General features: G+C 61.8%; 13 protein-coding genes. 11 read left to right on the forward strand and 2 right to left on the reverse strand.

The genetic code is table 11. The annotated features are described in order from the left end of the window. Window positions 1-1,170: amino acid permease (locus VFI82_07655; GenBank protein HET7184545.1), on the reverse strand; the 1,170-nt coding region annotated here is incomplete at its 3' end. 180 nt (window positions 1,171-1,350) lie between these two features. Here VFI82_07655 and VFI82_07660 point away from each other — a divergent pair. The 7 genes from VFI82_07660 (at window position 1,351) to VFI82_07690 (ending at window position 6,198) form a co-directional block, all read left to right on the forward strand. Next, complete coding sequence (locus VFI82_07660; protein HET7184546.1) at window positions 1,351-1,638, forward strand: GYD domain-containing protein; 288 nt, start codon at window positions 1,351-1,353, stop codon at window positions 1,636-1,638. A 55-nt stretch (window positions 1,639-1,693) separates the two neighbouring features. After that, window positions 1,694-2,344, forward strand: coding sequence for a phosphoribosyltransferase (locus tag VFI82_07665; protein ID HET7184547.1), 651 nt, complete (start codon window positions 1,694-1,696; stop codon window positions 2,342-2,344). Between the two features lie 102 nt (window positions 2,345-2,446). Beyond that, window positions 2,447-3,118, forward strand: a complete 672-nt coding sequence (locus VFI82_07670; GenBank protein ID HET7184548.1) for a dienelactone hydrolase family protein — start codon at window positions 2,447-2,449, stop codon at window positions 3,116-3,118. 57 nt (window positions 3,119-3,175) lie between these two features. Next, window positions 3,176-4,138 carry an NADPH:quinone reductase gene (locus tag VFI82_07675; protein HET7184549.1) on the forward strand — a complete coding sequence of 321 codons (963 nt, stop codon included), beginning with the start codon at window positions 3,176-3,178 and terminating at the stop codon, window positions 4,136-4,138. Window positions 4,139-4,151: 13 nt separating this feature from the next. After that, entirely contained in the window at window positions 4,152-4,421 is a 270-nt protein-coding gene (locus VFI82_07680; GenBank protein HET7184550.1) for a PspC domain-containing protein, read from the forward strand. Window positions 4,422-4,483: 62 nt separating this feature from the next. Beyond that, window positions 4,484-5,770, forward strand: a complete 1,287-nt coding sequence (locus VFI82_07685) for a sorbosone dehydrogenase family protein (GenBank protein ID HET7184551.1) — start codon at window positions 4,484-4,486, stop codon at window positions 5,768-5,770. A gap of 104 nt (window positions 5,771-5,874) precedes the next feature. After that, complete coding sequence (locus VFI82_07690; GenBank protein HET7184552.1) at window positions 5,875-6,198, forward strand: hypothetical protein; 324 nt, start codon at window positions 5,875-5,877, stop codon at window positions 6,196-6,198. A gap of 35 nt (window positions 6,199-6,233) precedes the next feature. Here VFI82_07690 and VFI82_07695 read toward each other — a convergent pair whose 3' ends face one another. Further along, window positions 6,234-7,661: a cation-efflux pump gene (locus VFI82_07695; GenBank protein ID HET7184553.1), complete on the reverse strand. Its 1,428-nt coding sequence runs from the start codon at window positions 7,659-7,661 to the stop codon at window positions 6,234-6,236. Window positions 7,662-7,785: 124 nt separating this feature from the next. Between VFI82_07695 and VFI82_07700 the strand changes: the two genes are divergently transcribed. The 4 genes from VFI82_07700 to VFI82_07715 all read left to right on the forward strand — a co-directional run bounded on the left by VFI82_07700 (window position 7,786) and on the right by VFI82_07715 (window position 14,110). Further along, window positions 7,786-8,841: a peptidylprolyl isomerase gene (locus VFI82_07700; protein ID HET7184554.1), complete on the forward strand. Its 1,056-nt coding sequence runs from the start codon at window positions 7,786-7,788 to the stop codon at window positions 8,839-8,841. 134 nt (window positions 8,842-8,975) lie between these two features. Further along, window positions 8,976-9,473, forward strand: coding sequence for a YajQ family cyclic di-GMP-binding protein (locus tag VFI82_07705; protein ID HET7184555.1), 498 nt, complete (start codon window positions 8,976-8,978; stop codon window positions 9,471-9,473). A 323-nt stretch (window positions 9,474-9,796) separates the two neighbouring features. Then, entirely contained in the window at window positions 9,797-10,786 is a 990-nt protein-coding gene (locus VFI82_07710) for a polyprenyl synthetase family protein (GenBank protein HET7184556.1), read from the forward strand. A gap of 216 nt (window positions 10,787-11,002) precedes the next feature. Beyond that, window positions 11,003-14,110 (forward strand): carboxypeptidase regulatory-like domain-containing protein, encoded by a 3,108-nt coding sequence (locus tag VFI82_07715; protein HET7184557.1) that lies wholly within the window; start codon window positions 11,003-11,005, stop codon window positions 14,108-14,110. Window positions 14,111-14,292: the final 182 nt, after the last annotated feature.

Below are 14,292 nucleotides of genomic sequence, written 5' to 3' on the forward strand. Positions count from 1 at the left end.
CTTGGCGTCGCGGCCGCGAAAGACGAAGATGCAGGTCGCGGTCAGGCCGAAGAAGATGAAGTCCATGGAGACCACGTAATTGAGGATTTGCTCGTAGCGGCCGGAGGCGGCGATCACCATGGTCCAGACACTCTGCAGGATGATGGCGGCCACCGGTACGCGGCTGCGCGGATGAACCCGGGCCACGGCGCGGAAGAACAACCCGTCTTCGGCCATGGCGAAATAGACGCGCGGTGCGGTCAAAATCGATTGGCTGAGGAAGCCGAGCGTCGAAATGGAAATGCCCACCGCGATCAGCTTCACGCCGGCATCGCCGAGTGCAATACGCATGACCGCCGACGCGGGAGTATGCGTCTCCGCCAGGGTTGCAGCGCCGAGCGCTCGCACGCATACCCAGCTTACCCCGACGTAAAGGGCGATCACGCCGGCGACCCCAAGCAGCAGGCCGCGCGGCAGATTGCGTCTCGCATCCTTGATTTCGCCGCCGACAAAATTGGCCGTCTGCCATCCCCCATAAGCGAACAGCACCGGTATCATGGCGGCGCCGAACATCGAGAGCAGGCGCCAGGACGGCGGCTCGCCCAGCACCGGGCGCAATGTGAATTGCGACGGACGGCCGAGCAGGAACGCGCCGCAAAACACCAGCGCGGCAATGGCCGCAATCTTCATCACCATGAGCGCGCTCTGCACCGTGCTTCCCTGCTTCACGCCCACGCAGTTGATGACGGTCAGTACCGACAGGGCGACCGCGCCGAGCAGCCAGTCGGAAACTTTCATCCCGGTGAGGTCAATGAAGTAACGCGCGAAGGTGATGCAGACCGCCGCCATGCCGCCGGTTTGAATCACCAGCAGCAGCACCCAGCCGTAGAGAAATGCGATGGCAGGATGGTAGGCCTCGCGCAGGTAGGCGTACTGTCCGCCGACCTCGGGCCGGCGTGCCGCCAGCTCCGCGTACACGAAGGCGCCGGCGAGCGCGATCAGGCCGCCTGCAATCCACGCGCCCAGGATCAGCATGGGCGTGCGCACCTGCTGTGCGACGACATACGGATTAATGAAAATACCGGCGCCGACTATTCCGCCCATCACGATCATGGCGGCGTCAAGCAGGCCAAGCTTGCGGGCAAGAGTAGCGTGTGGCGGCGGTGACGAGTTGGGAGCGCGCGAACTCAAACTGTTTTGCCGCTGGCAGTTATCTTTTTTCGCTTTTCGCGATCGGCATTGCAACGGCATGCATCGGCTGTGGGCTGCCTACCGACGACCGAAAACCGACATCCGATAAAACCGTGGCGCGAGTTTACCTCTCACGCCCGCAAGAGTATCGTTTCATCCACAAAAAATTGGAGGTGTCGCATGGCAACTTACGTCATCCTCAGCCAGCTTGCACAGGACGCGTTTGACGATCCCAGAGACTTCAAGAAGATGGCAAAGACGGTAGCGGAGAAAATCCGCAAGGAATGCAAAGGCGTGCAGTGGAAGCAAAGCTACGCGCTGCTCGGGCGCTTCGACGTGATCGACATTGTCGAGGCCTCCGACGTGCGCGAAGTCGAGCGCGCCGCGCTCATCATCCGCGCTTACGGCCACGCCAGCACGGAGACAATGCCGGCGACGCCCTGGAATTCCTTCATCGGCGAACTCTGAGTTCCACTACTGCGGCAGCGGCATCGAACTCAAACCAAGGACGCGCAATCGAATGATGTTCCGCGACCGATACGACGCGGGTGAAATGCTGGCAGAGCGGCTGCGCGAGTTCGCTGGACGGCGCGACGTGATCGTGCTGGCGCTGCCGCGCGGGGGCGTGCCCGTCGGCTACGTCGTCGCCCGCGAACTCGGCGTCCCGCTCGACGTGTTCGTGGTGCGCAAGCTGGGCACTCCCGGGCAGCCGGAATTGGCGATGGGCGCCATCGCATCCGGCGGGGTTCGCGTCTTGAACCGCGAGGTCGTCGATGCCCTCGGCATTCCTGAAGCCTCCATCGAGGAGGTCTCGCGGCGCGAGGAAGAAGAGCTGCAGCGTCGCGAACGCCAGTATCGAGGCGATCGTCCGTCGCTCGACGTGAGCGGCAAGACTGGGATCCTGGTCGATGACGGCCTGGCCACCGGTTCTTCCATGCGCGCGGCCGCGGCGGCGCTGCGCCAGGCAGGCGCAGCCCGGATTGTAATCGCGGTTCCAGTCGCGTCGCGCGCCACCTGCGACCAACTCCGCGAAGAAGGCAATGACGTGGTCTGCGCCACCACCCCGGAGCCGTTTTTCGCGGTCGGCCAGTGGTACAAGGATTTCGCCCAGACCACCGATGAGGAAGTGCGCGAACTGCTGGATCGCGCGGTCGTGGAAAAAGGTAATCAATAGATAGCTAGTCGTCAACTTGCTGTGAAGAGTGCTCAACATGAACCGCTAACTCCTAGCTACTAACTACTAACTCCTAACTACTAGTCACTGGAGAAGACTTTCATGGAGCCGGCCGAACAGGTCCGAATCGTAGTTGGTGATGCCGTCTTGGACGGCGATTTGGTTGTGCCGCCGAACGCGCGCGGCGTGGTGCTGTTTGCGCACGGCAGCGGCAGCAGCCGGCACAGCCCGCGCAACCGTTATGTCGCCGAAGAATTGCGGCGCGGGGACATCGGAACGCTGCTCATGGACCTGCTCACGCCGCAGGAAGAAGACGTTGATAATCGCACCGCGGAGCTGCGCTTCGATCTTCCCCTGCTGGCGCAACGTCTGCAAATCGCGACCGAGTGGCTGCACCGGCGGGAAGATCTGTCGAAGTTCGACCTCGGCTACTTTGGCGCGAGCACCGGCGCGGCGGCAGCGCTGATCGCCGCGGTCAAGCTTCCGAAGCTGGTTCGTGCCATCGTCTCGCGCGGCGGACGTCCCGACCTTGCCGGCGAAGCGCTGGCGCAAGTGCAGGCGCCGACGTTGCTGATCGTCGGCGGCAACGATGGGCCGGTCGTCGGCATGAACCGCGACGCCTTTGACCGGCTCACAACGGAAAAACAGTTGGAGATCATTCCCGGCGCCACGCATTTATTCGAGGAGCCCGGCGCGCTGGAACAGGTGGCGCAGTTGGCGCTTTCCTGGTTCGCGCGCTATCTCGGTACGGCGCGTGATAGCCGGGTAGCGTGAATACGTAAGCGGTAGAGTACTCCGGTACTGAGGTACTCACATCACAAGGAGAGAGCGATGAAAGCAATTCGCGTGCGGGAGTTCGGCGGTCCCGAGGTCCTGCGCCTGGAGGAAGTTCCTGACCCGAAGCCCGGTCGCGGCGAAATCTTGGTACGTACTCGCGCCATTGGCGTGAACCCGGTGGACACCTACATTCGCAGCGGACAATACGCCATCAAGCCGCACTTGCCCTACACGCCAGGCTCCGACGCCGCCGGGGACGTGGAAGCCGTGGGTGACGGCATTACCGGCTTTCGAGCCGGCGATCGCGTTTACCTCTACCGCTCCATTTCCGGCGCCTACGGTGAAAAGGTGTTGTGCAACGAGGCGCAAGTGCACCCGCTCGCCAAAAAAGCTTCCTACCAGCAGGGCGCGGCGATTGGCGTGCCCTACATCACTGCCTATCGCGCCATGTTTCACAAAGCGCAGGCGCGGCCTGGCGATACCGTGCTCGTACATGGCGCCAGCGGCGCCGTGGGCAGCGCCGCCGTACAAATGGGGCGCGCCGCCGGCATGACCATCATCGGCACTGCGAGCACCGACAAGGGTAAAGAAATGGTGGCGCGCGAAGGCGCGCATTATGTGGTCGATCACAGCGCCGCCGACGCGCCGGAGCAGTTAATGAAGCTGACCGCCGGACGCGGCTTCGACGTCATCCTGGAAATGCTCGCCAACAAGAATCTCGGAAGAGATCTCGCCATGCTGAACAAGTTCGGACGGGTGGTGGTGGTGGGCAGCCGCGGCAATGTCGAGATCAACCCGCGTGACCTGATGGGCCGCGACGGCGCCATCCTCGGAATGACTTCGTTCAACATCTCCGACCACGACCTGGCCAGCATTCATGCCGCGCTGGTTTCCGGCCTGGAGAGCGGCACCTTGCGGCCGGTGATCGGGCAGGAATTGCCGCTCAAGGACGCACCGCGCGCGCACCAGGCAGTGATGGAAGCGGGGGCATTCGGAAAAATCGTATTACTTCCTTGAGGCTGGAACCGATATGTACTGCAACGCTTGCGGTAAAACCATTCCTGACGACGCGCGCCTTTGCCCTTATTGCGCCAAAGCGGTGGCGGGCGCCGCGCCGGTAACTCATGAGCTGGTCCGTCCCCGCCAGGGACGCGTCATCGCCGGCGTCTGTGCCGGCCTGTCGCGACACTTCGGCTGGAGCCTTACCGTGCTGCGCCTGGTCTGGCTCTTGCTGTTCCTGTTCGCCGGCGCCGGCGGATTGCTCTACATCATCCTGTGGATTGTCATTCCCAACGAATAAGACTTGGACTGCAATCTCGCGGCAATTTCCGTCATCCAACACTGATGGACGGAAATATGCGAATGAAGGATCCTGCAAGACGCGCCACCAAGTGCGCCGCCAAGCTGCGCCTGGCTGTCCCAGTCACGCTGCTCGCGATCCTGGCCATCGCATGCACGCGGTCGGACTCAAGCGCCATGGCGCAGGTCGCCCACCCCCTCGCACATCACGAGATCAAGCCTTCGCAACTGCCGGCCCCGCATGCGACCAGCAGCGCCGGCAACGGCCCGGAAGTCATCCGCCAGCCCGCCAGTGCCCGGTTGAACCTGCCGCCGGGCTTTGAGATCAGCACCTGGGCGGAAGGTGGACTGCAAAACCCGCGCTGGCTCGCCCTGGCGCCGAATGGCGACGTCTTCCTAGCCGATTCCGATTCCGGCCGAATCCTGGTCTTTCGCGATCCTGCCAATTCCGGCAAGGCGACGCAGCGCTTCGTCTTTGCTGAAAAATTAGCCCTGCCCTTCGGCATGGCGTTCCACGGTGATTATCTTTACGTCGGCGAGACCAACGCGGTGGTGCGCTTCCGCTATCGTTCGGGACAAACCAAGGCGGAAGCAGCGCCGGAAAAGCTGGTGGACCTGCCCGGGCACGGCTACCGCCAGCATTGGACGCGCAACCTGCTCTTCACTCCCGACGGCGCCAAGATGCTGGTCACGGTTGGTTCGGCGTCGAATGATAGTCCCGGCGAGGATCCCATCCGCGCCGCCATTTCCGAGTACAATCCCGACGGCTCAGGTCACCGCCTGCTCGCCACCGGGACGCGCAATCCGATCGGCGCCGCGTTTTATCCCGGCACCAGCCAGCTCTGGGCGTTGGTCCAGGAGCGCGACGGCCTCGGCGACGATCTCCCCTCCGATTACCTAACGCACATCCAGGACGGCGGCTTCTACGGCTGGCCGTACGCGTACCTCGGCTCGCACCCGGATCCCAATAACGACGAGCGACCCGACCTGGTCAAGAAGACGATTACTCCCGACGTCCTCTTCCAGGCTCACTCGGCGACCATGGACGTCGTCTTTTACCAGGGCCAGATGTTCCCCAAGGATTACCAGGGCGACGCGTTCGTTTCCATGCACGGATCGTGGAACCGCTCCAAGCGTACCGGCTACAAAGTCGTCCGCGTGCATTTCCAGGGCGGCAAGCCGGTGGGCGGCTACGACGACTTCGTCACCGGCTGGATGTTAAGCCCCGAAAGCCGCAACGTCTGGGGACGCCCGGTCGGTTTGCTGGTGCTGAAGGACGGATCGCTGCTGGTCGCCGACGACGGTGGCAACAAAATCTGGCGCGTGACCTACCGCGGCGGAGCGAGATAAGAGACATCGGCTGGCCCTACCTGGCCTGTTCGAGTTCACGTTGCACAGCTCTGTGCATGATCGAGATCTGCACAACGTGAAACGTGAAACTTGGAACGTGAAACATGCGTGCTGCCGGGACCTTTCTGGAACGTGTCCCATTTCAGAAGTACAAGCAGGCGCGCGGCGGGTTTTTGCCTTCCCGCAGTCCCTCCCCGGGGACCATCATTCCAGCTGCAGTGCCCAGAAACCTCGCCCATCACGAGCCGCAGCGCGATTTCTACCGTGACCTGGATGGTCAGATCGTTCGCCTGATCAAGGTTGACCGCAACCTGTGCACCTGGGTAGCTGTCGGCAGCGGCGACGCGGTCAAGCAAGTCACCCACCACGACAACTTTGTGCGCCGCTTCACCCCAGTTCGGAACGCCGGAAATAAGACAGCCGCGTGACCGCATCCCACCGGTTCGGACTTCTTACTTCTGACTCATCTGCGATTGTCCGTCACCGGTTCAGGGTGAATCAGCACCCGGAACAGTTCCGGCGCTTCCTGCTTCAGTCGGATCTCCAACTCGGTCTGGATGTCGTGCACCCGCGAAAGCGGCAGGCTGTCCGGCAGCGTGCAATGACAGGACAGGTAAAGCTTCTCGCGGACTTTCTTGACCACGATTTCGTGCACGTCGACGACCTCCGAAATGTGCCTCGCGATCTGGCGCACGGCTTGTTCCAGCCGCTTGTCGCGCGCGATCTCGCTGCCTTCCTCGATCGTCGCCGGCTCGCTCTCGATGTGGGTAAGGATGGAAGAAATCTCCGGCACCTCGCGCCGGATTTCCGCTTCCAGCACGGTCACCTCGTCGTGGGCCTCTTTCAGGCTGAGCCGTTCGTCGAGTTCCAGGTGCTGCTCCACGTGTAGCCGGCCCGCCAGGTCCTGCACGCTGATGTCGTGGACGTTAAGGTTGGCATGCGCCGCCACCGCGCGGATGCGCTCGAAAATATTCTCTTCCCCACGCGCCCGCGGCACGGAGTGAACCACCACGTCGGCGTCGGGGAGCACGCGGTGAACCGCCTCCGTCACCCGCTTGCCCAGCTGCTCCGACTTCAGGAAGGTGACGTTGCGGTGCATGCCGATTTCCAGGTCGGCGAAGTAGCGGTTCCCCGCCCGCCGGATCCGCGCCCGGTCCACTTCCAGCACGCCGTCGACACTCTGCACCTGGTCGATAATGCGTGCGCGCACGTTCGCGGGCGCGGCATCCAGCAGCGCATCAATGGTCTGCCGCGCCAGCCGCCAGCTTACATAGACAACCACGCAGGCGACGACCAGCGCGGCAATCGGGTCGGCGTCCGCCAGCCACGCAACTCCCAGCTTCCGTCCGGTCAAAACCAGCGCCAGCCCGAGGATCACAACCGCGCTCGACCAAACGTCGGTGGCGAAGTGAAGCGCGTCGGCCTGCAGCGCCTGGCTGTCCCACTTTTCGGCAATACGCTTCAACCGCCTCGACCGCCATGCGTCCACGCCGATGGAGACGAACATCACCAGGAACGCGGCCAGGCTGGGCTCGATTTCGACGTGATGAAAGAAGAGGCGCTTGATGGCCTCGTAGACAATCCACACACAGGTCAGCAGCAGCAGGCCGGTCTCGATGAAGGCGGAGAAGTTCTCCACCTTGCCGTGTCCGTACTGGTGCTCGGCGTCGGCGGGCTTGTCGGAGACCCGCACCGACATCAAGGTGATGATCGCCGCCATCAAATCCAGGCCCGAGTGCGCCGCTTCCGACAGAATGCCCAGCGAGCCGGTGCTGATGCCGACTATGGATTTCAGCACCGTGATCCCGATGGCGGCGTAGACGGAGTTCTGCGCGACTGTGCGTTTTTCCGCCCGCATCGCGTCCATCACCACCCCCGGAGCTTCGCCCATGGGGCGATTATCTCATTCGAGTTGCTTCCGTTCCGATTCTGAATTGCTCTCCGTGCTATGACGCTCAACTCAGGAATCACATCCCGTTCCTCTCGTGTTACGATTTATGTTTTGGAGCGAATGAATGTACCGATTGGCAATTGTGTTGCTGTTGTCCACGCTCGCTGTCGCGCAGGCCACTAAGCCCGCCGCTTCGGCCGCGCCTGCCACGCCTGCCGCAACCGGGCAGCCGGCCACCAAGCCCGCCTCTGAGATTCCGCCAACTGCGCCTGTAATTACCATTCTCGGGGTGTGTGACGGCAAAGTCCCGGCGTCGCCGCCTCCGGATTGCAAAACCGTGATCACCCGCGCCAGCTTTGAAAAACTGGTGGATGCTATCGATCCGAAGATGCCTCCGGGACGCCGCCAGCAATTGGCCGATACCTATGCCCGCGCGCTGGCCATGAGTGAGGCTGCCGAGCAGCGCGGGATCGCGAATGCTCCCGGGACGGAAGAGGTGCTGAAGTTCTCGCGCATGCAGACGCTCAGCCAGCTCTTTATCCGCGAACTGCAGAGGGAGGCCTCCAATGTTCCCCCCGCCGATACGGAAAAGTATTACAAGGAACACCAGCAGGACTACTTGCAAGGGACCTTCCTGCGCATTTTTATTCCCAAAACCCCGCCCGGAGGCGAGAAACCTCCGGATGAAAAAGCACTCGCGGCGGAAGCCGACAAGATCCACGCTGCCGCCGCTGCCGGCGGTGATTTCGAAAAGCTGCAGAAGCAGGCGTACGACGACCTCGGCTTGAAGACTCCCCCGCCTCCCACCGCCGCCGGCACGCAGCGCCGCGAGAGCATGCCGCCGTCACAGGCCAAGGTCTTCGATCTTCAGCCCGGAAAGGTTTCCGAGGTGATGGACGAACCTGGTGGCTTTTATATCTTCAAACTGGAAAACCGGAAGCAGCTCTCGCTGGAAGAGGTCAAACCGGAAATCAACCGCACCCTGGAGCAGGAACGTATTAAGGATGCGGTGGAGACGCTTACCAAGAATGTCAAGCCGGAGCTGAATCAGGAGTACTTCGGAAGCGGCGCTTCGCCGGCGCCCACAGGCATGCCTCCAGTTTCCAGGCCGCCCGCTCCAAAGCCCGCTGCACCTGCTTCGAAAACTCCGCCTCCGGCCGCCAAACCGCCCGGACAGTAGGAATCTCGAGGTTGGCTTCATCGGAGGTTGCGGACGGTTCAAGGACACCTCCGCAACCTCCGAAACGTTTGAAATCTTCTTCAGTGACTCGGAACTCGCCTCGCGCAACGCCTCTGTCGTAAACTGAGTCGTTTATGCCCGACAACTCATTCGACATCGTGAGCAAGATCGACCTGCAAGAGGTTTCTAACGCCATGCAGCAGGCGATGAAGGAAATTCATACCCGCTTCGATCTGAAGGATTCCAAATCCAACATCGTGCTCGAAGGCAAGGAAGCGATCGTGCTGTCCTCGGTCGACGAATTCAAGCTGAAGGCGATCAACGACGTCTTCCAGCAGAAGCTGGTCAAGCGCGGCGTTCCGCTGAAGGGACTCACCTACGGCAAGATCGAGACCGCCGCCGGTTCCACCGTCCGCCAGCGCATCACCATGCAGCAGGGCATCCCGATCGAGAAGGCTCGCGAGATCGTCAAGAAAATCAAAGACTCGAAGAAGAAGGTCCAGGCATCCATTCAAGGCGACCTGGTTCGGGTCAGCGGCCGGGACCGCGACTCGCTGCAGGAGATCATCGCCCTGCTGAAGAACTCTGATTTCGGCATCGATATGCAGTTCACGAATTACCGGACAATTTAGGCCCGGTGCGCGGACGGCGAAAGTCTGATTTCTGTTCTTTAGGGCGGAGCGCGACAGTATGTCCAGCCCACAGCTTGCCGTGAGCCCAGTCGAAGGAGCGTAAGCCGCGGGTTGAGCGCACCTCTTTTAGCGCGAAGCGTGACAGAGTGTGCAGCCCACAGCTTACCCTGAGCCCAGTCGAAGGGGCGTAAGCCGTGGGTTGAGCGCACCTTCTTTTAGCGCGAAGCGCGACAGAATGTGCAGCCCACGGCGTAAGCCGTGGGTTGTGCCCGAAATACGAGTGAGCCCCGCAGGGGCGTCAGAAGTAAGGCCCGACATTCACCATGGCCACTCAACCCACTACCGATGCGCGCGAAGTCTTCGAACTGCTGCGCGACGACCTTGCTGCCATTGAGCGCGAGTTTGGACGCGACACCGTTTCCAGCGTCCGCGTCATCAGCGACATCGGTGAATACCTGCGTGCCGGCGGCGGCAAGCGCATCCGCCCCGCCCTGCTGCTGCTCTCCTCCCGGCTGTTCGGCAACGGCCAGCGCGGCGCCGTGCAACTCGGCGCCGTGGTCGAGATCATCCACACCGCAACGCTCGTCCACGACGACATCATTGACGAAGCCCAGACCCGCCGCGGACGCGCTGCGGCTAATACCCAGTGGGGCAATTCCAGGTGCGTGCTCGCCGGCGACTGGCTCTACATGCAGGCCTTCAAGATCGCCGTTCAGCAGCGCAATTTCCGCATCCTCGACGTTCTCATCGACCTGACGCAAATGATGGTGGAAGGCGAGCTGCTGCAGATGGAGAAGCTCGGCCGCCTGATTTCCCTCGAAGAGCACTTCGATCTCATCTTCCGCAAGACCGCCTGCCTGTTCTCCACCTGCATGCGGCTGGGCGCCATCCTCGGCGGCGCCACTCCCGAGCAGGAAGAGAAACTCGCCCTCTACGGCCGCTCCACCGGCATGGCGTTTCAGATCGTGGACGACGTCCTCGACCTCACCGCCTCCGAAGACATACTGGGCAAGCCCGTCGGCAGTGATCTGCGCGAAGGCAAAGTGACCATGGCCGTCATTCACGCCCTGGAGCGCTGCTCGCCCGAGGAACGCGAAAAATTCCAGATCGTGCTCGATGAGCGCGCCTTCCGTAGCGTCACCCACCGCCAGGTCCTGGACATCCTGAACCGCTACGGTTCCCTCGACGCCGCCCTCGCCCGCGCATCCGAGTTTGCCGAGGAGGCGCGCAAGGCCATCTGCAGCTTTCCCGACTCCGAAATCAAACGTGCCCTGCTCTGGGTGCCTGACTTCGTGGTCGCGCGCGAAAAATAAATCTTCCATCTCATCGCCACAACCATCGCGCCAACTTACACCGCATCGCCACTGGTGACATCCGCCACCGCGGCTTAGTTTGGCGGAATCGGTCGGCGCGTGTTATTTTCTTGGGCCGACAGCAATTCTGCCCAACTGGGCTCCTCTCGACATGTCAAGGAAGGCCGTGCCCGGCCGCATCCGGGCAATGTACTCTGCGTGGGGGAACTGAGAGCCATGAAAAAGACTGCCGCCATCTTTGTGCTGGTACTGTTCAGCGCTGTTGCGATCGCCCAAGTCGGTAACCAGGCGTCACTGGAAGGGACAGTGACCGATTCCACCGGCGCCGTTGTCCCCGGTGCGACGCTCTCCGCGACCAATACCGCGACCGGCGCGAAATTTACCGTCGACTCTAACCAGGATGGTTTGTTTCGGTTTGCCTTGCTACCGGTTGGAACCTACACGCTGAGAGTCGCAAAGCAGGGCTTTGCCGAGCAGGTGCGCAATGACGTACCCGTGACTGTCGGCAGCAAGTTGAATGTGGATTTCAAGCTGAACGTAACCGGCAAGGCGGAAGTCGTCAATGTGACCGAGCAACTCCCACTGGTGGAAACCACGCGTACCACAGTGAGTTCGACGGTAGATGCCGCCTCTGTCGCCGAGTTGCCGGTCAATGGCCGCAACTTCCTCGATTTCGTCCTGCTAACCCCGGGCGTGACGCGCGACGTGCGCACCGGCGACCTCAGCTTCGCCGGTCAGCGCGGCACCCTGAATTCCCTCACCGTCGATGGCGCGGACGATAACAACACTTTCTTCGGGCAAACTACCGGACGCACCGGTTCCGGCCGCGCTCCTTACCAGTTTAGCCAGGACGCGGTACAGGAATTCCAGGTCAATACCAACGGCTATTCCGCCGAACTCGGACGCGCCGGCGGCGCCGTCATTAATGTCGTCACCAAATCAGGCACCAACACTTTCCACGGCAGCGCTTTTGAGTACTATCGCGACCGCGGTCTGGCGGCGAACGATCCTATTGTCAAGCTCAATCACGCCCTCAATCCCGCGCTTTCGTTGCGCAAGCCCGGTTATCACTTCCATCAGTTCGGGGGCGGCCTCGGCGGCCCCATCATCAAGAATCGGGCCTTCTTCTTCTTCGACTACGACGGCCAGCGGAATACGCAACTCAATCCGGTCACCCTGATCCTTCCCACCATCGCCGCCCCGGATTCATTCCAGGCCGCCGCCATCAAGTATCTCCAGGATCGCTCGGGCAGCTGGAGTCGCGGCTTGAACCAGGACACGTACCTGCTGAAAGGTGATGTGGCGGTGACCAACCGCAACCAGGCATCCGTTCGCTGGAACCGCCAAAGCTTCAACGGACTCGGGTTTGAGAGTGGCGGCTCCAATGTCGCCGGCGAGCACACCGGCGCCTCGATCGTAAAGTCCGATTCCATTGTTGGCCAGCTGACCTCCACCCTGACCAACTCGGCCGTGAATGTTGCCCGCTACCAGTACCAGATCGACGACGAACCCGGGCTGGCAAACACCAACCTGCCGGAAGCCAATGTCAAGCAGAACAATGGCTCCACCATCCTCACGGTTGGCCGGAATTTCTTCAGCCCGCGCGGGACCACCATTCACCGCCACCAGGTTGCCGATACCCTTACCCTGACCCATGGACGCCATACCTTCAAGGTGGGCGCCGATTTCATCCACGACGATATCCTGAACTTCTTCCCCGGCAACTTCTCCGGGTCCTACACCTTTGCCTGTCTCGAGAACTTCGGGCGCAGCCTCCAGGGGCAGCCCGTCATCATCAGCCCGGCCCTGGGCTGTCCCGCCAACACCTCGAATCCTGCCATCCCCGCCGATCAATTCGTGCAGGCGTTTGCAGGCGCTGGGACGACAGGCGCTACCACCCACCCCAATATTTTCGAAGCTTCCTGGTTCGTACAGGATGACTGGCGCGTCCGCCGCAATCTCACGCTGAATCTTGGTCTGCGTTGGGACTTGGAGGATACCGCCAAGCCACCAATCGACAATCCGGTCGCCGCCGCGGCCGGCATTCACACCAACGTTCTGCCCCTCGACACCCTTAATTTCGGCCCCCGCTTCGGGTTTGCATGGACTCCAGGCGCTTCCGATACAACGGTCGTCCGCGGCGGCTACGGCATCTTCTACGGCCGCACCCCGTCCATCATGGTCGGCACCGCACATTCCAACAACGGCATCAACGTCGGAACCTTGACTTTTCGTGGCGCACAAATGCCGTCTTATCCCAATACGATTTGCGGCGCGCCGGTTGACAGCCCCGCTTGCCCTGCGCCAAGCACCGGGGCGGCCGCTATTCCGGCGATCTTTGTCATGGCTCCGAACTATCACGAGCCCATGGTGCAACAGGCCAACTTGAACATCGAGCACGAGCTGGCCCATGATTTGTCGGTCACCATCGGCTGGCAGATGGTGAAGGGCAATCGCCTCCAGCGCACCCGCGATATCAACCTGGGCACGCCGACCGCGGTCACTGCCACCATTGCCGGCACTACCCAGACGGTCACTTACATGCGTTATCCCTCGGCGCGGCGAATTCTCGCGTTTGGCCGCATCTCCGAGTTTGAGAGCAGCGCCAATTCGCTGTATCACGGCATGTTCATCCAGCTGAAGAAACGGATGTCCCACAATTTCCAGGGGACCATCAGCTATACCTGGAGCCACGCCATTGACGATGTGCCCGATGCCACGGCGGTCGTCCCCTCCAGCAGTGATGACGCGAAAATGCTCTTCGATCCCAACTGCATCCGCTGCGATCGCGCTAGCAGCTACAACGATCAGCGTCACCGTTTCGTGCTCAGTGGCGTCTGGACTTTGAACTATGCCAACGCCTGGTCTGCGGTGCCGAAAGCTATTCTCGGCGGCTGGGAAATCAGCGCCATTCTCACCGCGCAGTCCGGCCAGCCCTACTTCGGCCTGGTCAGCGGCGACCCCAATGGCGACGGCAACAGCTTCACCGACCGCCTGCCGACCCAGGGTCGCGATGCCTTCGTCCTGCCCGCCACCTGGAGTCTCGATCCGCGCTTCTCCAAGACTGTGAACGTCACCGAGCGAGCGAAGCTGCAACTATTTATCGAGGCTTTCAATATTCTCAACCACTTCAATGTCCTCGCGGTCAAGCCCACGGAATACGTGTTCAGCAGCGGCACCTTGCTGTTGACCCCGCAGTTCACCGGCATCAACGCCTTCCAGTTGCCCACCAGCCCCGGCAGCGGCAGCATCTACCCGTTTGCCGGCCCTGCCCAGTTGAATGGCGCACGTATCTTCCAGTTGGGCGCGCGCGTGAGCTTCTGAGGTTCAATCCCGAAGAAAACTCTGGCCCCGGCTTCTGCCGGGGCCTTAATTCTTCTGGGCACGGTGAAAAAGGAAATGACTCCGTCTGCGGTCGCGTTCTGGAATCGCGGTACAATTCGCCTCCGTTCCCCCGCGGCTCAGCTGCGGGGGCACCCTGAGGAACACTAACTCGGCTCTTGGAG

This window comes from Terriglobales bacterium (genome assembly GCA_035691485.1).
In the GTDB taxonomy this organism is placed as follows: domain Bacteria; phylum Acidobacteriota; class Terriglobia; order Terriglobales; family Acidobacteriaceae; genus JAIQGF01.